Here is a 16,677-nt window from a genome sequence, read left to right on the forward strand (position 1 = left end):
CCGTTCTCTCAGTCGCGGGACAGTTCGGCCTCGGCCTCCGCCAGCGCGGCGAACTCTTCCTCCGGCGCCGACGCGACCAGCCGGTGGCGGCTGTAGAAGGCGAAGTAGGCGAGCGCCACGGCGTAGACGCCGAGTGCGATGAAGGCCGCGTCCTTGTCCACCAGGAAGGTGGCCAGCAGCGCCAGGCAGGCCAGGACGAAGGCGATGGACGAGGTCACGAGGCCGCCGGGGGTGCGGTACGGGCGGACGAGACCCGGCTCGCGGCGGCGCAGCACGATGTGGGAGAGCGACATCAGGGCGTACGAGATGGTGGCGCCGAAGACCGCGACGTTCAGCATCCGGGCGCCGTCGCCCGACCAGGCGGCGAGGCCGAAGCCGATGGCGCCGGGGACGAGGAGGCCCAGGTAGGGGGCCTTGCGGCGGCTGGTCAGGGAGAGGAAGCGGGGGAGGTAACCGGCCCGGGAGAGGGCGAACAGCTGCCGCGAACCGGCGAAGATCAGTGAGAAGAAGGAGGCGACCAGACCGGCGAGACCCGCGTAGTTGACGACGCGGGACAGCGTGGTGGGCTCACCGTCCGGCTGCAGCGCCTCGACCAGCGGGTTGCCCGCGTCCTGCACGGCGTCCGGGCCGCGCGCGCCGGTCGCGGCGAGGAAGGTGAGCAGGGCCAGGAGCAGCAGGATGCCCATCGAGCAGGCCATGGCCTTGGGCAGGGTGCGCGCGGGCTCGCGGGTCTCCTCGGCCGCGAGCGGAACGCCCTCCACGCCCAGGAAGAACCACATGCCGAAGGGGAACGCCGCCCAGATGCCGAGCAGCCCGAACGGCAGCCAGGAGTTGGCGCCGAACGCCGAGTGGTCGACCGCGATGTCGTTCAGCGAGCCCGAGTCGAACTCGGTGAAGGCCGCGGCGGCGAAGATCAGCAGCGCGGCGACGGCGATGGCGGTCACGATGAGGCTGAACCGCAGGGCCTCGCCCACGCCCCACAGATGGATCCCGATGAAGATCGCGAAGCAGGCGAGATAGACCGGCCAGCCCGACTCCAGGCCGAAGAGGCCGAGCGATTCGACGTAGTCGCCGATGAAGATGGAGATGGCTGCGGGCGCCAGGACGTATTCGATGAGGATCGCCGTACCGGTGAGGAACCCGCCCCAGGGGCCGAGGGCGCGCCGCGCGAAGCCGTAGCCGCCGCCCGCCGTGGGGAGGATCGCGGCGAGTTCGGCGAGGGCGAAGACCATGCAGGTGTACATCAGGCCCATGAGCACGGCGGCGATGGCCAGCCCGCCGAAGCCGCCCTCCGCGAGGCCGAAGTTCCAGCCGGAGAAGTCGCCGGAGACCACATAGGCGACACCGAGACCGGTCAGCAGCAGCGGACCCGCGCTGCCGCGCCGCAGAGTACGCCGCTCCAGATAGCCGGATTCACCGGGCTCACCGGGCCCGCCGGACGAGCCGGGATCGGGGGCGGTGCGGGAGGTCTCGGTTCCTTCAGCCATATCAGCCATGGGCACTCCTGGCTTCGCACGAGAGGGGACGGGCGCAAACGGGGGTGGGGATTGGTGTGGGGGCATACCTTTGCCGTAGAGGGACGGTCCGCGCAAGACCCCCGGAGCAGAAAGGCGGTTACGGCAGGAACCCGCGCAGCAGCGCCGCCGTGCCCTCGCAGTGCTCCCGCATCACCTCGCGCGCCCCGTCCGCGTCCCCGTCCAGCACCGCTTCCACCAGCGCGCCGTGCTGGGCCTGGGAGTGCTCCAGGTTCCGTACCAGCAGCGGGATGCAGTCCAGCAGATCGTTGACGGTGGCGCGGACGCCCGCGTACTGGGCGGCCAGCGACGGCGAGCCCGCAAGCTCCGCCAGGGTCAGGTGCAGCATCGTGTCCAGCCGCCGGTAGTCGGCCAGCGGGGCGTCGCGCGTCGCGTCCAGGGCGGCGCGCAGCCGCGCGGCCCGGCCGCCGTCCAGTCCGTGGGCGGCGCACAGCCCGGCCGCGCCGACCTCCAGGACCTCCCGGAAACGCAGCGTGTCCTCGACGTCCACCGCCTCGATCCGTCGCCGCAGCTCGTCCTCGCCGCCCGCGGCGGGCTCCGGCCGGGCCCGTACGAAGGTGCCGCCGTACCGGCCGCGGCGGCTCTCCACGACCCCCTGGTCCTGGAGCACCTTCAGCACCTCGCGCAGGGTCACCCGGCTGATCCGCAGCCGCTCCGCCAGCTCGCGCTCGGCCGGGAGGCGGCCGCCGTCGGGGACCAGCCCCAGCCGTACGACCTGGAGTATCTGTTCAAGGGCCTCCTCGAAGCCGTTCCCGGCGCGCACCGGGCGCAGCACCGGCGCCAGCCGGTCGCCGCCCGCGCCCCTGCCCGCGCCCCCGCTCTCACTCCCGCTCATGGAACTCCCGCTCATGGAACCGTCCGCACCTCCTTCCCAATCAATGGTCTGCGGTATTACCTTAAGGCCACCCCGAGCCCCCCACCCCCGTCCGTCCGCAGCCAGGAGGCACCACCGTGGCAGACCGCACGCCCCCGCTTTCGGTCGACGAGCTGACCAGGCTCGTCGCCGCCGGGGAGATCGACACCGTCGTCCTGGCCTTCACCGATATGCAGGGCAGACTGGCAGGCAAACGGTTCGCCGCCCGTTTCTTCCTCGACGATGCCCTGGAGCACGGCACCGAGGGGTGCAACTACCTGCTCGCCGTCGACGCCGACATGAACACCGTCGGCGGCTACGCCATGTCCTCCTGGGAACGCGGCTACGGCGACTTCGCCCTCCACGGCGACACCGCCACCCTGCGCCGCACCCCCTGGAACCCCGGCACCGCGATGCTCACCGCGGACCTCGCCTGGCACGACGGCTCGCCCGTCGTCGCCTCGCCGAGGCAGATCCTGCGCCGCCAGCTCGACCGGCTCGCGGAGCGCGGCTGGACCGCGTACGCGGGCACCGAGCTGGAGTTCATGGTCTTCAACAACACCTATGAACAGGCCTGGGACAGCGGCTACCGAGGGCTGACCCCCGCCAACCAGTACAACGTCGACTACTCCATCCTCGGCACCGGCCGCGTCGAGCCGCTGCTGCGCCGCATCCGCAACGAGATGGGCGCCGCCGGGATGACCGTCGAGTCGGCCAAGGGCGAGTGCAACCTCGGGCAGCACGAGATCGCCTTCCGCTACGACGACGCGCTGACCACCTGCGACCAGCACGTCATCTACAAGACCGGCGCCAAGGAGATCGCCGCCCAGGAGGGCACGGCGCTCACCTTCATGGCCAAGTACGACGAGCGCGAGGGCAACTCCTGCCATATCCACCTCTCGCTGCGCGACGAGGCCGGGCACCCCGTGTTCGCGGACGACGAGGGCCCGTACGGCATGTCGAAGACCATGCGCCACTTCCTGGCCGGGCAGATCGCCGCGATGCGCGACTTCACCCTTCTCTACGCGCCCAACATCAACTCCTACAAGCGCTTCCGGCCCGGTTCCTTCGCGCCCACCGCCGTCGCCTGGGGCCCGGACAACCGCACCTGCGCGCTGCGCGTCATCGGCCACGGCCAGGCGCACCGGTTCGAGAACCGCCTCCCCGGCGGCGACGTCAACCCGTACCTCGCCGTCGCCGGAATGGTGGCCGCCGGGCTCTACGGGATCGAGCACGAGCTGGAGCTGCCCGAGGTCTGTACCGGCAACGCCTACACCGGCGACGCCGAACACGTGCCGACCTCGCTGCGCGACGCCGCCGACCTGTGGCAGGCCAGCCCCATAGCGCGGGCCGCCTTCGGCGACGAGGTGGTCGAGCACTACCTCAACATGGCCCGTGTCGAGCAGGAGGCGTACGACACCGCCGTCACCGACTGGGAACGCTTCCGGTCCTTCGAGCGCATGTGATGAGGAACGCGACCATGCCCCACGAGAACCCCCGCGAGAACCCCCACGAGCACCACATCCTCAACCCGGCCACCGAGGAGGTCATCGCCACCGTCCCGGCCGCCACCCCCGGCGACGTGGACGCCGCCGTCGCCCGCGCCGCCACCGCCCAGCGCGGCTGGGCCGCCCTCGCCCCCGCCGACCGGGCCCGGCTGCTGCGCCGCTTCGCCGCCGCCGTGGACGACCACATCGGGGAACTGGCCGCGCTGGAGGTCCGCGAGGCGGGCCACCCCATCGGCAACGCCCGCTGGGAGGCGGGCAACGTCCGCGATCTGCTGGAGTACGCGGCCGGGGGCGTGGAGCGGCTGAGCGGCGCCCAGATCCCGGTCGCGGGCGGCCTGAACGTCACCTTCCACGAACCGCTCGGCGTGGTCGCCGTCATCGCGCCGTGGAACTTCCCGATGCCGATCGCCGGATGGGGCACCGCGCCCGCCCTCGCCTCGGGCAACGCCGTCCTTCTCAAGCCCGCCGAGACCACCCCGCTGACCGCCCTGCGGCTCGCCGAACTCGCCCTCGCGGCCGGGCTGCCCGAGGGGCTGTTCCAGGTGCTGCCCGGCGCCGGTCCGGTGGCCGGGGCCGCGCTGGTCGAGCACCCGGGTGTGGCCAAGGTCGTCTTCACCGGGTCGACGGCCGTCGGCAAGGAGATCATGGCGAAGTGCGCGGCGGGCGTGAAGCGCGTGACGCTCGAACTCGGCGGCAAGAGCCCCAACATCGTCTTCGCCGACGCCGATATCGAGGCCGCGGCGAGCGCCGCCCCCGGCTCGTTCCTCGACAACACCGGCCAGGACTGCTGCGCTCGCAGCCGGATCCTGGTCCAGCGCCGCGTCTACGACCGGTTCATGGAGCTGCTGGAGCCCGCCGTACAGTCCTTCGCGGTCGGCGATCCGGCCGACCCCGCCACCGCCATGGGCCCGCTGATCTCGGCCGCGCAGCGGGAGCGCGTACGGTCCTACGTACCCGAGGACGCGCCCGCCGCCATCCGTGGCGAGGCCCCCGGCGGCAAGGGCTTCTGGTACCCGGCGACCGTCCTGGAGGCCACCGCGCCCGGTGACCGTACCGCCGTGGAGGAGATCTTCGGACCCGTCGCCGTCGTCCTCCCCTTCGAGGACGAGGCCGACGCCGTACGGCTGGCCAACGCGACCGACTACGGCCTCTCCGGCTCGATCTGGACCCGCGACGTGGGCCGCGCGCTGCGCGTCTCGCGCGCCGTCGCCGCCGGGAACCTGTCCGTCAACTCGCACAGCAGCGTGCGCTACGCGACCCCGTTCGGCGGCTACAAGCAGTCCGGCCTCGGCCGGGAGCTGGGCCCCGACGCGCTGACCGCCTTCACCGAGACCAAGAACGTGTTCATCAGCACCGAGAACAGCACCGAGGAGCAGTGACGTGAGCAAGACCGAAACCGACACCCCCGTGTGCCGCCGCCTGGTGGGCCGTACCGCCGTCATCACCGGAGCGGGCAGCGGCATCGGCCTGGCCACCGCGCGCCGCTTCGCCTCCGAGGGCGCGCACGTCGTCTGCGCCGACATCGACGAGTCCGCGGGCAAGGCCGCGGCCGACGAGGTCGGCGGGCTCTACGTCCCGGTGGACGTGACCGATCAGGAGCAGGTCGAGGCGCTGTTCAAGACCGCGTACGACACCTACGGCTCGGTCGACGTGGCGTTCAACAACGCGGGCATCTCGCCGCCCGACGACGACTCGATCCTCACCACCGGTCTTGACGCCTGGAAGCGGGTCCAGGAGGTCAACCTCACCTCCGTCTACCTGTGCTGCAAGGCCGCGCTGCCGTACATGCGGCAGCAGGGGAGGGGGTCCATCATCAACACGGCGTCCTTCGTGGCCGTCATGGGCGCCGCGACCTCGCAGATCAGCTACACCGCATCCAAGGGCGGCGTGCTGGCGATGTCGCGCGAGCTGGGCGTGCAGTTCGCGCGCGAGGGCATCCGGGTCAACGCGCTGTGCCCGGGGCCGGTCAACACTCCACTGCTGAAGGAACTGTTCGCCAAGGACCCGGAGCGGGCGGCGCGGCGCCTGGTGCACGTACCGGTGGGGCGGTTCGCCGAGCCGGAGGAGATCGCGTCCGCGGTCGCCTTCCTGGCCAGCGACGACTCGTCGTTCATCAACGCGGCCGAGTTCCTGGTGGACGGCGGCATCGCCGGGGCGTACGTCACGCCGCTGTAGACCGCCCCGTGGCACCGCTTTGTGGCCGGGCGCGCAGTCCGCGCAACCCCGGTGTACGGAGCCGATCCGTGGCCATAGGGTGACCGCGTGAGCATGAACACGCCCCCGGGCTGGTATCCCGATCCCGGTTACACAGGTAACGGCCCCGCGCTGCATCGGTGGTGGGACGGGTCCACCTGGACCGAGTACACGCGCGGCGCCAACGCCCCGGCGGACTCGCCCTTCGGCCCGGACTCGCCCTTCGGCCCGCCGCCCGTGCCCGGCTATCTGCCGGGCCAGGACGGCGGCCGGGGCGGCCGCGGCCCCCGGGTCGCGGTGCTCGCGCTGTCGGTGGGGGCCGTGGTCGCCGCGATCATCGGCGGCATCGTGCTGCTGGGCGACAGCGGGGACGGCTCGGACGGCGACCGCGCGAACCCGCTGCCGACCGCCCCCGCCCCGCCCGGAGGCGGCGGCGACGCCCCCTCGGACGCCCCGTCCGGCCTGCCCACCGACGGCCCCAGCGCGCCGCCGACCGAGGATCCGAGCGCCGCCCCGGACGCCGCCAGCGGCATCACCCTGCCCGTGCTGTCGGGCTGGCAGGCGGGCCGCAGCAGCGCGGGCGGCGCGGGCGTGACCACCTCGCGCTACCCGTGCCCGAACGACCCGTCCACCGACTGCGTACGCGGCGGCGCCTTCTCCCGGACCGCCAGCGGCTTCAAGGCGGACACCGCCAAGGGCATCGCCGAGGAGGACATAGCCCAGAACGCCGAGGAGTCCTACGGCACGGACGAGGACACCGACCGCAAGGCGTACGGCGGGATCACCTCGCACAAGCCGCTCAAGGAGGAGGCGGTCGACGTCGCGGGGGAGAAGGGCTATCTGGTGCGCTGGAAGGTGATGACGAAGAAGGGCGACGACGGGTACGTCCAGTCGCTCGCCTTCCCGTCGCCCACCGTCCCCGACACCATGGTCCTGGTGCGCTTCGGCTTCGACGTGAGCGACGAGGCGCCGCCGCTCGGCGACATGGACGAGATCGTCAAGGGCATCGAGGCGCTGGCGGGCGACGGCCGGTCCATCTAGCGCCGTCCTAGAGGAAGGCGTCCTAGAGGAAGGTGTGCCCCTCACCCCGGTACGTCGGTACGGAGTCCACCACCCGATCGTCCTCGACGAGGTGCAGCGCCGCGAAACGCTCGCACAGCTCACCGGCCTTGGCGTGCCGGAACCACACCTTGTCGCCGATCAGCAGATCGTCGGCGGGCGTGCCCAGCAGCGGGGTCTGCACCTCGCCCGGGCCCTCCTGCGGGTCGTAAGCCAGCCCCTCCGGCAGATACGGCACCGGCAGCCGGTCCGGGCCCGCCGCCCCGGACGCCGGGTAGCCGCCGCCCAGTACGGTCACCACGCCCACGCCCGGACGGCGCACCACCGGCTGGGCGAAGAGGGCGGCCGGGCGGCCGCGGAAGGACGTGTAGTTGTCGAACAGCCGCGGCTGGTAGAGCCCGGACCCGGCGGCGATCTCCGTCACCGCGTCCTCGGCGGCGGTGTGCTGCACGCTGCCGGTGCCGCCGCCGTTGACGAACTCCAGGTCCGCCACCGCCCGGACCGCCCGGACCGCCGCCGCCCGGCGGGTCGCCAGCTCCCGGCGCGCCGTGCTCTGCATCAGCCGGATCGCGCGGGAGCGCAGCGGACGGCCGCTCACCGCGTCGCCGACCCCGGCGACATGGCCCTCGTAGCCCATCAGTCCGACCAGCCGGAAGCCGGGGCGGCGCTCGACCGCCCGCGCCAGCGCGGCCAGCTGCTCGGGGGTGCGCAGCGGTGAGCGCAGGGCGCCGACGCGGACCCGGCCGCCCAGCATCCGCAACGAGGTGTCCAACTCCAGGCAGACCCGGACCACTTCGGTCCCGGCGCGCACGCTTTCGATCAGGTCGAGCTGGCTGATGTCGTCCACCATGACGGTCACGGCGGCGGCGAGCTTGGGGTCGCTGGTCAGGGTGGCGTAGCCGTCCCGGTCGGTGGACGGGTACGCGAGCAGGACGTCGTCGAAGCCCTCGCGGGCCAGCCACAGGGACTCCGCGAGCGTGAAGCTCATGATCCCCGCGAAGCCGTCCCGGGCCAGGACCCGTTCCAGCAGCGCCCTGCACCGTACCGACTTGCTGGCGACCCGGATCGGCTTGCCTCCCGCCCGGCGTACCAAGTCGCGTGCGTTGTCGTCGAAGGCCCTCAGGTCGACAATCGCCACAGGCGCTTCGAGATGGGAGGTGGCCCGGTCGTAACGGGCCCGGTCAGCGGCGGAAGCGGACATGCGATGAAGCTTGCCAGACCGTGATTACCGCTGGGTAGAGGGCAGCCGATGCGGAGGGTGCCCGGTGCCCCGTAGAGTGTCGCGCACGCCACGACCGGCAGGTCAGCGGCGTGATGTCCGTATTCGGGCCCGCCTGCCCGAAAGGCGGTGGGGCGGCGCGAGAACCGGACGGAGCGACGTGGACCAGGTCTCGATGGGCGCATGGGGGTGCCGGTGAGCGCGGACGCGGAACAGGCGCACTCTTCTCGTCGTACGCCCCCACCTCGCCCTGCGCACCCCCCGCGCACAGCGCCCACGCCCCGGTCCGCGCCCCCGGCGCGCAACGCGACCCCGCCGCGCACCGCGACCCCGCAGCCGCGCAACGCGACCCCGCCCAGCGCCCCGCCCGGCTTCGGGCCGCCGCCCCGCGTGGGCCCGCCCGGGTTCGGCCCGCCACCGCGTGTCGGGCCGCCCGGCTCCGGCTCCCCCGATTTCGTACCTGACCCGGACACCCCCGTGTTCGGTGCCCCGGCGAAGGTCCCCTTCCCCCGGGGCGCCACCCGGGGCGGACGCGACACCGGCCCGCACGGAAAGAACACCGGCCGTCCCGGCGGCCGGTACGCCCCCGACGCCGACCCGACCCGCCTGCCGCCACCGCCCGGCGCCCCGCCGCGCCCCGCCACCGCGCCGAGCGCCGGAACCGGCCACCACCGCCCGCGCAGCCGCACGGTGGCCGCCGCCGTCGCCCTCGTCCTCGGCCTCGGACTGCTCGGCGGCGCCGCCGCGGGCACCTGGCTCGGCGACAGCCCCGATACGGCGCCCTCCACCGCCGACAACTACACCACCGCGCGCGCCGCCTGGCACAGCGCCCCGGTGGACGACCTCTTCCCCCGCACCCTGCGCGGCAAGGGCGAAGGACCCGGCGGCGCCGACCGCCTCTGGACCCGCATCGCGGTCGCCCCCGACAGCAGCTGCGGCGGCGGCTTCGACCCGCTGCTCACCAAGGCGCTCTCCCCGGTGGGCTGCGAACGCCTGCTGCGCGCCACCTACACCGACGCCACCAGCACCAGCGTCACCACTGTGGGCCTGCTGATCACCTCGGCCGACCCCGCCGGGATGAAGGCCCTGCGGGAGCGCTTCACCGCCGACAAGCTGGCCGAACGCACCGACCTGATGCCCCGTCCGTACGCCGGGAAGGGCACCGCCGCCGCCCGCTTCGGCGACGACCAGCGGGCGAGCTGGCGCATCCGCGTCCTGACCGATGCCCCCGCCGTCATCTTCTCGGTCTCCGGCTTCGCCGACGGCCGTAAGGTCACCGACCCGCAGTCGGCGGACGAGGCGACCCGGCGCGGCGCCACCTCCGCCCCCGCCCAGTCCGGCCTCGGCAACGACGCCCGCGGCATCGCCGACGCGACCGAGGACGCCTTCCGCCGCGCCCTGTCCCGCTCCCCCGAGCGGGGGAGCGGCTCATGAGGACCGCGCGACGCGTCGCCGTGAGCCTCGCCGCCGCCGGGCTGACCCTGATACCCGTCACCCCCGCGCAGGCCGACGGCATCCAGGCCCAGGAGTGGGCGCTCGACGCCCTCCACACCCGCCAGGCGTGGCAGACCACCCAGGGCGCGGGCACGACCGTCGCCGTCCTGGACACCGGAGTCGACGACCAGCACCCCGACCTCAAGGGACAAGTGCTGCCCGGCAAGGACCTCATCGGCTTCGGCGCCGAGCGCGGCGACCGCCCCTGGGCCCGCCACGGCACCGCGATGGCGGGCATCGTCGCCGCCAGCGGCCACGGCGCGGGCGACAGCGAGGGCGTCATGGGCGTCGCGCCCAAGGCCAAGATCCTGCCGGTGCGGGTGATCCTGGAGGACGGCGACCCGCAGCGCGCCAAGGCCCGCAGCTCCCGGGGCTTCGCGCTCGCGAAGGGAATCCGCTGGGCCGCCGACCACGGCGCCGACGTGATCAACCTGTCCCTCGGCGACGACAGCGCCTCGGCCCACCCCGAGCCCGCCGAGGACGCCGCCGTGCAGTACGCGCTGCGCAAGGGCTCCGTCGTCGTCGCCTCCGCGGGCAACGGCGGCGACAAGGGCGACCGCGTCTCCTACCCGGCCGCCTACCCCGGCGTGATCGCGGTGACCGCCGTCGACCGCTACGGCAACCGCGCCGCCTTCTCCACCCGCCGCTGGTACGCCACCGTCGCCGCGCCCGGCGTCGACGTGGTCATAGCCGACCCCGACAAGCGCTACTACGAGGGCTGGGGCACCAGCGCCGCCGCCGCGTTCGTCTCCGGCGCCGCCGCCCTCATCCGCTCCGCCCACCCCGACCTGAGCCCACGCCAGGTCCGGCAGCTGCTGGAACAGACCGCCCGAAGCCGCCCCTCCGGTGGCCACAGCGACGAGCTGGGCGCGGGCGTGGTGGACGCGGCGGCCGCCCTCAAGGCGGCGAAGACGATGAAACCCGAACCCCAGCAACCCGCCGCCGCGTCGTCCTCCCGCCGCTTCTTCGGCTCCGGCCCCACCCTGACCGGCACCTCCGACGACAAGTCCGGCCTCAACGAGACGGCCCTGTTCGCGGCCATCGCCGGTGCGGCCCTGGTGGCAGCCGCGATAGCCGTATGGCGAGGCAAGGGCCCCCTGCCCACCCCCCGAGCCCTGCGCCGCTTCACAGCACGCTGAGCACCATCCGGCGCTGCCCGCCCCCGTACGCGCCCCCGCCCGCTGCCTCCGCGCTGCGCGCCACACCTGCCCCGGCGCGTACGACGCGCCGGGCGGTCGGTACATGCCCGGGAGCCCCGGGCGGCGCTGGCCGCCCCGGCGTGCCGCGCGCCACCATGCGAGCCGCCTGCCGTGGGCGCGCGGAGGGCGTTGGCGGGGCGTCTGCCCGCCGCCGTGCGGCACGCGCCCCCACGCGCGGTGCGCGCTGGGCGGCTCCGCGGAACCTGCGCTCCTACGCCCGCAGCCCGTTGGCCGCGCCTACGGCGGCTCGGGCGGCCTGTTCCACCAGGGCCACGCCGGTGTTCATGTTCTTGCTGCCGTCTGAGAGCACCGCCACCAGGTAGGTGTGCCCGCTCGCGGTGACCTGGCCGATGCTGTTGACGTCCCACAGGCCGGTCGTGCTGCGCGGCAGCCAGCCGTTCTTCAGGCGAGTGCCCGCGCCCGCGTCGGCGGCGGCCGAGACGCCCCAGTCCTGGCCGCTGGCTATCCGGCCCATCAGCTTCCGGATGTACGCCTGCGAATCCGCGTTCAGCGCCGAGCCGTCACCGAACACCGCGCGCAGCAGCTTCAGCTGATCCGCGGCGGTGGTCCGGGTCAGCCCCCACAGGCCCGCCCGGCCGCCGTGGGTGCGGGTGAGACCCAGCCGGTGCTGCGCCGCGTCGAGGCCGTCGGCGCCGCCGATCACGTTCCACAGGGCGGTCGCCGCCTTGTTGTCGCTGTGCTCGATCATCACGGTGGCGGCGTCGCGCTCCTTCGCGGTCAGCCCGCGCCGCTCGTCCTGCGCCTTGAGCAGCAGCGACGCGAGGATGCCGACCTTGACGATGCTCGCCGTGTCGTACGCGCGGTTCCCGTACGAGGCGCTCGCGCCCGACCGGGTGTCCAGGAGAGCCACCGCGAACTCCCCGTCGCAGTCGCGCGTCACCGGGGCCAGCGCGTGCGTGAGCGCCGTACGGAGCGTACGGGCCGAGGCGGCGGGCGGTGCCGCCGATGCCGCCTCGGGCGTCACGGCCCCGGTCACCCGCTCCACGCCGCCTCCCTGGATGTCGCCCGCCGCACAGCGCGGCCCGGCGCTCGGCCGCAGCTGGGCCTTCGCCGGAGTACTGGTGGCCGCCCCGCACCCCAGCAGGGTCGCCGCGAGCGCCGTCACGGTCGCGATCACGGCCGGGCGGCGCGCTCTTCGACCGGGGCCGCGGCCCCGGTCCATCCCCATCCCCCCAGACATCCCCCCAGACGTGTCGGTCCTCATGGAGGGCGAGGCTAGACGGCCCCGCCACGCGACGGGGGCCAAGGTGATGAACAACCCATGAGAAAGACCTCACGGCGGCCCCGATACCCTCGTGGAGTGGCGCTCAAGAACATTCCCGACCCCGGCTTCTCCGGCGACGACGGCTCCGCCGACGCCCGCCTGACCGCGGCGCTCGCCGCCTGGGCCGACGACCGCACCGCCGAACCCGAGGTGCTGGCCGCCCTTACCGAGGCGCGGCTGCTCGTCCCCGTGGTCGCCCTGCTCGGCGAGGTCGAGGAAGGGCCCGACGGTTTGCGGCGCGAGAAGACGAGCGACATGGCGGTGCCCACACTGGAGGCGCCCGGCGGCCGCCGCGCCCTGCCCGCGTTCACCTCGCTGGAGACCCTGGCCCGCTGGCGCCCGGACGCCCGCCCCGTCGCCGTACCGCTGCGGCAGGCGCTGGAGGCGGCCGCGCACGAGAAGGCCGACACCGTGGTGCTGGACCTCGCGGGACCGGTGCCGTACCAGCTCACCGGGCCCGCCCTGCTCGCCCTCGCCGAGGGCCGGACCAGCGCCGACCCGCTGGCCGACCCCGCGGTCGCCGAGGCGGTACGGACCGTGCTGGCCGCCGAACCGGAGGTCGTACGGGCCCATCTGGCCCCGGCCGCCGACGCCGACGGCATGCTGGCGCTCGCCCTGTCCCCGCACGCCCCGGCGCGCGAGACGGCGCAGCGGGTGGCGGGCGCGCTGGCCGCCGACGAGACGCTGCGGGCCCGGCTGGTGCGCGGGCTGACCCTGGCCCTGCTGCCGCCGGACGCGACGGTGCCCGGGGAACCCCTCTTCAGCCGCTGAAGCCGCTGAAGCCGCTGACACAGGCCCGCCGAAACCACCGCTGACCTGCGGTGGAGCGGTCACCGGCAGGCGAAATCCCCCGATACGCCCCACAATGCATAGGGCAACTGGCGGTCCGAGCGATGCGAGGAGAACGCCATGGAGACGAGAACGGTCGTATCGGAGTTCACCGGAACCGCGCTGCTGGTCCTCTTCGGGGTCGGCTCCCTGGTCCTGGCGGGCGACTACATCAACGCCGTCGGCATCTCGCTCGCCTTCGGCTTCATCCTCATCGCGATCGCCTACGCGTTCGGCCGCATCTCGGGCTGCCACATCAACCCGGCGGTCACCCTGGGCGTGCTGCTGGCCGGGCGGATCGACATCCGCAAGGCCGCCGAGTACTGGATCGCGCAGCTGGTCGGCGGGATCGTCGGCGCCGCCGTGCTCTATCTGCTCGCCAAGCAGGTGCCGAGGCTGCGCACGGACGACGCGTTCGGCAGCAACGGCTACGGCGGCCGCTCCCCGGTGGGCATCGGCGCGGGCGGGGCCTTCCTGGCCGAGGTGCTGCTGACGTTCCTGCTGGTCTTCGTCTTCCTCACGGTGACCCAGAAGCTGACGATGACCGGGATCGAACCGGTGCCGGTGGGGCTCGCGCTCGCCGCCGTGAACCTGGTCGGCATCCCGCTGACCTGGACGTCCGTCAACCCGGCGCGCAGCCTGGGCCCGGCGCTGTTCGCGGGCGGCGGGGCGCTCTCCCAGCTGTGGGTGTTCCTGATCGCGCCCCTGGTCGGCGGAGTGCTCGCGGCCGTCGTCCACCGGTTCACCCATCTCCACCCGGCGGCCCAGGCCGAGGAGCAGGCCACGGAGCCGCGGCCCGGCCCGTGGGGCCGGATGCGCGGCGGGCACCGCCCGGAGGCGGGCGGCCCCGAGGCGAAGGGCCCGAAGGCGGCGTGACCCGGGGACCTACGGAGTGAGGGGCCCGGTTACGGGCGGAGTGACCGGCCCGGTTACGGGTAGACCGGGCCGGTGAACTTCTCGCCCGGCCCCTGCCCCGGCTCGTCCGGGACGGCCGACGCCTCGCGGAAGGCGAGCTGAAGCGACTTGAGGCCGTCCCGCAGCGGGGCCGCGTGGAAGGAGCTGATCTCGGTGGCGCTCGCCGTGATCAGACCGGCGAGCGCGCTGATCAGCTTGCGCGCCTCGTCCAGGTCCTTGTGCTGCGGGCCCTCCTCGGCCAGCCCCAGGTTCACCGCCGCGGCGCTCATCAGGTGCACCGCGACCGTCGTGATCACCTCGACCGCGGGTACGTCCGCGATGTCACGGGTCATACGGTCGAAGTCGGGGGTCGGCTGCCCGCTGTTGGCGTCGCTCATGGTGGTCGAAGGCTCGCTTCCTGGTGGATGATGGGCTCCACCCTAGGACGCCGCTCGAGGACCGCTCGTACCGGTCGGGGGAACCGGGTGTGTGACATGGACGACGAGCCCCCGGCCGCTGCCCGGTACCCCTCCGATACCCGCCGGGTGAGCATCCCGCGAGGGTCCTGGTATCGTAGATAAACGACCGGCCGGTCACTCGCGTGTCCGGCCCACAAGTGGAGGCTCCGCACTCCCACCTCCCGACCTCAGGTCGGCAGGTCATCGGTCAGGCTGCGCCCCGTGGTGACATCGCGGCGGTGCTCCCGGTCAGTGAGGAGCCCCGCATGTGTACCGTCCGGGGCATTTTGTGTTTTCTCGGCTCGGTGGTCTCTATACAGACGTAACGCGGCAGTCCGCCAGGCGGTCGCGTGGTGCAACCGAGGAGGATCCATCAGCGCCGAGCCCCGCATCAACGACCGGATTCGCGTCCCCGAGGTGCGACTCGTCGGTCCCAGCGGCGAGCAGGTCGGCATTGTGCCGCTTGCCAAAGCCCTGGAGCTTGCGCAGGAGTACGACCTCGACCTCGTCGAGGTGGCGGCGAACGCTCGCCCGCCGGTCTGCAAGCTCATGGACTACGGAAAGTTCAAGTACGAGTCGGCTATGAAGGCCCGTGAAGCGCGCAAGAACCAGGCGCACACGGTCATCAAGGAGATGAAGCTCCGGCCGAAGATCGACCCGCACGACTATGACACCAAGAAGGGTCACGTCGTCCGGTTCCTCAAGCAGGGCGACAAGGTCAAGATCACGATCATGTTCCGCGGCCGTGAGCAGTCCCGGCCGGAGCTGGGCTTCCGGCTGCTGCAGCGGCTCGCCGAGGACGTCCAGGAGCTGGGCTTCGTGGAGTCCAACCCCAAGCAGGACGGCCGAAACATGATCATGGTTCTCGGTCCGCACAAGAAGAAGACCGAGGCGATGGCCGAGGCCCGTGAGGCCCAGGCCGCCCGCAAGGCCGAGCGCCAGGGCGTCGGCCACGCGGAGGAGACCGCCACGGAGCCCGCCGAGGAGCCCGCCGAGGCGTGACCACGAGGCGCGAGCCTCGACCGCCCACCCGTACGGGACTCTGCCGGGTCCCGGACACCAACCGAAACACAGGACGCTTCCGTACGCCGGACCGCGGTACCCGCCGCGCCTCCGGCCGCCCGGACAGCGCCCCGACGAGGAGTGAACGGCGACATGCCGAAGAACAAGACGCACAGCGGTGCCAGCAAGCGTTTCAAGGTCACCGGCTCCGGCAAGGTCATGCGCCAGCGCGCCGGTCGCCGCCACCTTCTCGAGCACAAGCCGTCCACGCTGACGCGCCGCCTGGCCGGTAAGACCGAGATGGCCCCCGCCGACGCCAAGAAGATCAAGAAGCTTCTCGGCAAGTGACGCACCCGCCCCGCCGAACCGGCGGGGCGCGCGTCAGGCCGACCGGGACCTATTCGTTTCCGGGCCGTGTGAGTCAACCGCGGCCCCGTACAAGGAGTTAAACAAGTGGCACGCGTCAAGCGGGCAGTCAACGCCCACAAGAAGCGCCGGGCGATCCTCGACCAGGCCAGCGGCTACCGGGGCCAGCGCTCCCGCCTGTACCGCAAGGCCAAGGAGCAGGTCACCCACTCTCTGGTCTACAACTACAACGACCGCAAGAAGCGCAAGGGCGACTTCCGGCAGCTGTGGATCCAGCGCATCAACGCCGCTGCCCGCGCCAACGGCATGACGTACAACCGCTTCATCCAGGGTCTGAAGGCCGCCAACATCGAGGTGGACCGCAAGATCCTCGCCGACCTCGCGGTCAACGACGCCAACGCGTTCGCCGCGCTGGTCGAGGCGGCGCAGAAGGCGCTGCCGAGCGACGTCAACGCGCCGAAGGCCGCCTGACGCCGCAGCTGAGCGTTACCGGCTGCGTGGACCCGCAGGTGAGTGATCACCTGCGGGTCCACGCATGTCCCCCCTGGGGCTTCGCAGCCGGGTGTGGCCCGGTGGCCGGGTTGTGCCCACCCGTTCCTCCCCCAGCTACCGCTGGGAAGTGCCCCCCCGGCGGAACGATTGCCCACAACGGGGCGACATCCGTGCCCCCGCCGGGCGGCAGCTGCCATGGTTGCGGGCAATCGTCCCGCTGGGCGGGACGGGTGGGCGCAACGCCACCCACCGGCCCGCACCCGGCAACGAGACCGTGCGAGGCACATCCCAG

16 protein-coding genes are annotated in these 16,677 nt (G+C 73.1%); 11 read left to right on the top strand and 5 right to left on the bottom strand.

The genetic code is table 11. The features are described 5' to 3' along the window. Window positions 1-8: 8 nt before the first annotated feature. Window positions 9-1,487, bottom strand: a complete 1,479-nt coding sequence (eat, locus tag ACFV9T_RS21490) for an ethanolamine permease (RefSeq protein ID WP_385442722.1) — start codon at window positions 1,485-1,487, stop codon at window positions 9-11. A 127-nt stretch (window positions 1,488-1,614) separates the two neighbouring features. After that, window positions 1,615-2,385 carry a FadR/GntR family transcriptional regulator gene (locus ACFV9T_RS21495; RefSeq protein WP_385442660.1) on the bottom strand — a complete coding sequence of 257 codons (771 nt, stop codon included), beginning with the start codon at window positions 2,383-2,385 and terminating at the stop codon, window positions 1,615-1,617. 101 nt (window positions 2,386-2,486) lie between these two features. On the opposite strand from ACFV9T_RS21495, the gene ACFV9T_RS21500 reads away from it, so the two are divergent. From ACFV9T_RS21500 to ACFV9T_RS21515, 4 genes are all read left to right on the top strand, one after another. Continuing rightward, the gene (locus ACFV9T_RS21500) at window positions 2,487-3,854 is read left to right on the top strand and encodes a glutamine synthetase family protein (RefSeq protein WP_385442662.1); all 1,368 of its coding nucleotides are present in this window, start codon (window positions 2,487-2,489) and stop codon (window positions 3,852-3,854) included. A gap of 14 nt (window positions 3,855-3,868) precedes the next feature. Then, the gene (locus ACFV9T_RS21505) at window positions 3,869-5,275 is read left to right on the top strand and encodes an aldehyde dehydrogenase family protein (RefSeq protein WP_385442664.1); all 1,407 of its coding nucleotides are present in this window, start codon (window positions 3,869-3,871) and stop codon (window positions 5,273-5,275) included. A 1-nt stretch (window position 5,276) separates the two neighbouring features. Next, the gene (locus ACFV9T_RS21510; RefSeq protein WP_385442666.1) at window positions 5,277-6,071 is read left to right on the top strand and encodes a 3-oxoacyl-ACP reductase; all 795 of its coding nucleotides are present in this window, start codon (window positions 5,277-5,279) and stop codon (window positions 6,069-6,071) included. A gap of 93 nt (window positions 6,072-6,164) precedes the next feature. After that, a complete protein-coding gene (locus ACFV9T_RS21515) occupies window positions 6,165-7,130 on the top strand; it encodes a DUF2510 domain-containing protein (protein WP_385442725.1) in 966 nt (321 codons plus the stop codon). A gap of 22 nt (window positions 7,131-7,152) precedes the next feature. Here the strand turns inward: ACFV9T_RS21515 and ACFV9T_RS21520 are convergent, their stop codons facing one another. Beyond that, window positions 7,153-8,349, bottom strand: coding sequence for an amino acid deaminase/aldolase (locus tag ACFV9T_RS21520; RefSeq protein WP_385442669.1), 1,197 nt, complete (start codon window positions 8,347-8,349; stop codon window positions 7,153-7,155). Window positions 8,350-8,844: 495 nt separating this feature from the next. On the opposite strand from ACFV9T_RS21520, the gene ACFV9T_RS21525 reads away from it, so the two are divergent. Together ACFV9T_RS21525 and mycP are read left to right on the top strand one after the other, a co-directional pair. Continuing rightward, window positions 8,845-9,801 (top strand): hypothetical protein, encoded by a 957-nt coding sequence (locus ACFV9T_RS21525; protein WP_385442671.1) that lies wholly within the window; start codon window positions 8,845-8,847, stop codon window positions 9,799-9,801. Next, window positions 9,798-11,000, top strand: a complete 1,203-nt coding sequence (gene mycP, locus ACFV9T_RS21530; protein WP_385442672.1) for a type VII secretion-associated serine protease mycosin — start codon at window positions 9,798-9,800, stop codon at window positions 10,998-11,000. The genes ACFV9T_RS21525 and mycP overlap by 4 nt, the downstream gene beginning before the upstream one ends. Window positions 11,001-11,271: 271 nt before the next feature. Here the strand turns inward: mycP and ACFV9T_RS21535 are convergent, their stop codons facing one another. After that, window positions 11,272-12,243 carry a serine hydrolase gene (locus ACFV9T_RS21535; RefSeq protein ID WP_385442726.1) on the bottom strand — a complete coding sequence of 324 codons (972 nt, stop codon included), beginning with the start codon at window positions 12,241-12,243 and terminating at the stop codon, window positions 11,272-11,274. Window positions 12,244-12,381: 138 nt separating this feature from the next. Between ACFV9T_RS21535 and ACFV9T_RS21540 the strand changes: the two genes are divergently transcribed. Next, window positions 12,382-13,116, top strand: coding sequence for an SseB family protein (locus tag ACFV9T_RS21540; RefSeq protein WP_385442675.1), 735 nt, complete (start codon window positions 12,382-12,384; stop codon window positions 13,114-13,116). A 138-nt stretch (window positions 13,117-13,254) separates the two neighbouring features. Next, window positions 13,255-14,049, top strand: coding sequence for an MIP/aquaporin family protein (locus tag ACFV9T_RS21545; RefSeq protein WP_385442676.1), 795 nt, complete (start codon window positions 13,255-13,257; stop codon window positions 14,047-14,049). A 53-nt stretch (window positions 14,050-14,102) separates the two neighbouring features. Here the strand turns inward: ACFV9T_RS21545 and ACFV9T_RS21550 are convergent, their stop codons facing one another. After that, window positions 14,103-14,465, bottom strand: coding sequence for a DUF1844 domain-containing protein (locus tag ACFV9T_RS21550; protein WP_385442679.1), 363 nt, complete (start codon window positions 14,463-14,465; stop codon window positions 14,103-14,105). A 432-nt stretch (window positions 14,466-14,897) separates the two neighbouring features. Between ACFV9T_RS21550 and infC the strand changes: the two genes are divergently transcribed. From infC to rplT, 3 genes are all read left to right on the top strand, one after another. After that, on the top strand, window positions 14,898-15,527 hold the full coding sequence (gene infC, locus ACFV9T_RS21555; RefSeq protein WP_385442728.1) for a translation initiation factor IF-3: 630 nt from the start codon (window positions 14,898-14,900) through the stop codon (window positions 15,525-15,527). Between the two features lie 153 nt (window positions 15,528-15,680). Next, on the top strand, window positions 15,681-15,875 hold the full coding sequence (gene rpmI / locus ACFV9T_RS21560) for a 50S ribosomal protein L35 (protein WP_385442681.1): 195 nt from the start codon (window positions 15,681-15,683) through the stop codon (window positions 15,873-15,875). A 105-nt stretch (window positions 15,876-15,980) separates the two neighbouring features. Further along, a complete protein-coding gene (rplT, locus tag ACFV9T_RS21565) occupies window positions 15,981-16,364 on the top strand; it encodes a 50S ribosomal protein L20 (RefSeq protein ID WP_385442683.1) in 384 nt (127 codons plus the stop codon). The last annotated feature ends 313 nt before the right edge of the window (window positions 16,365-16,677 follow it).

Source organism: Streptomyces sp. NPDC059850 (assembly GCF_042731515.1).
Taxonomy (GTDB): Bacteria; Actinomycetota; Actinomycetes; order Streptomycetales; family Streptomycetaceae; genus Streptomyces.

Bases quoted from the DNA above. Each gene is read 5' to 3' on its own strand.
- eat (WP_385442722.1), bottom strand. From the start codon at position 1,487: ATGGCTGAAGGAACCGAGACCTCCCGCACCGCCCCCGATCCCGGCTCG.
- ACFV9T_RS21495 (WP_385442660.1), bottom strand. From the start codon at position 2,385: ATGAGCGGGAGTTCCATGAGCGGGAGTGAGAGCGGGGGCGCGGGCAGG.
- ACFV9T_RS21505 (WP_385442664.1), top strand. From the start codon at position 3,869: ATGCCCCACGAGAACCCCCGCGAGAACCCCCACGAGCACCACATCCTC.
- ACFV9T_RS21515 (WP_385442725.1), top strand. From the start codon at position 6,165: ATGAACACGCCCCCGGGCTGGTATCCCGATCCCGGTTACACAGGTAAC.
- ACFV9T_RS21520 (WP_385442669.1), bottom strand. From the start codon at position 8,349: ATGTCCGCTTCCGCCGCTGACCGGGCCCGTTACGACCGGGCCACCTCC.
- mycP (WP_385442672.1), top strand. From the start codon at position 9,798: ATGAGGACCGCGCGACGCGTCGCCGTGAGCCTCGCCGCCGCCGGGCTG.
- ACFV9T_RS21535 (WP_385442726.1), bottom strand. From the start codon at position 12,243: ATGGACCGGGGCCGCGGCCCCGGTCGAAGAGCGCGCCGCCCGGCCGTG.
- ACFV9T_RS21545 (WP_385442676.1), top strand. From the start codon at position 13,255: ATGGAGACGAGAACGGTCGTATCGGAGTTCACCGGAACCGCGCTGCTG.
- ACFV9T_RS21550 (WP_385442679.1), bottom strand. From the start codon at position 14,465: ATGAGCGACGCCAACAGCGGGCAGCCGACCCCCGACTTCGACCGTATG.
- rpmI (WP_385442681.1), top strand. From the start codon at position 15,681: ATGCCGAAGAACAAGACGCACAGCGGTGCCAGCAAGCGTTTCAAGGTC.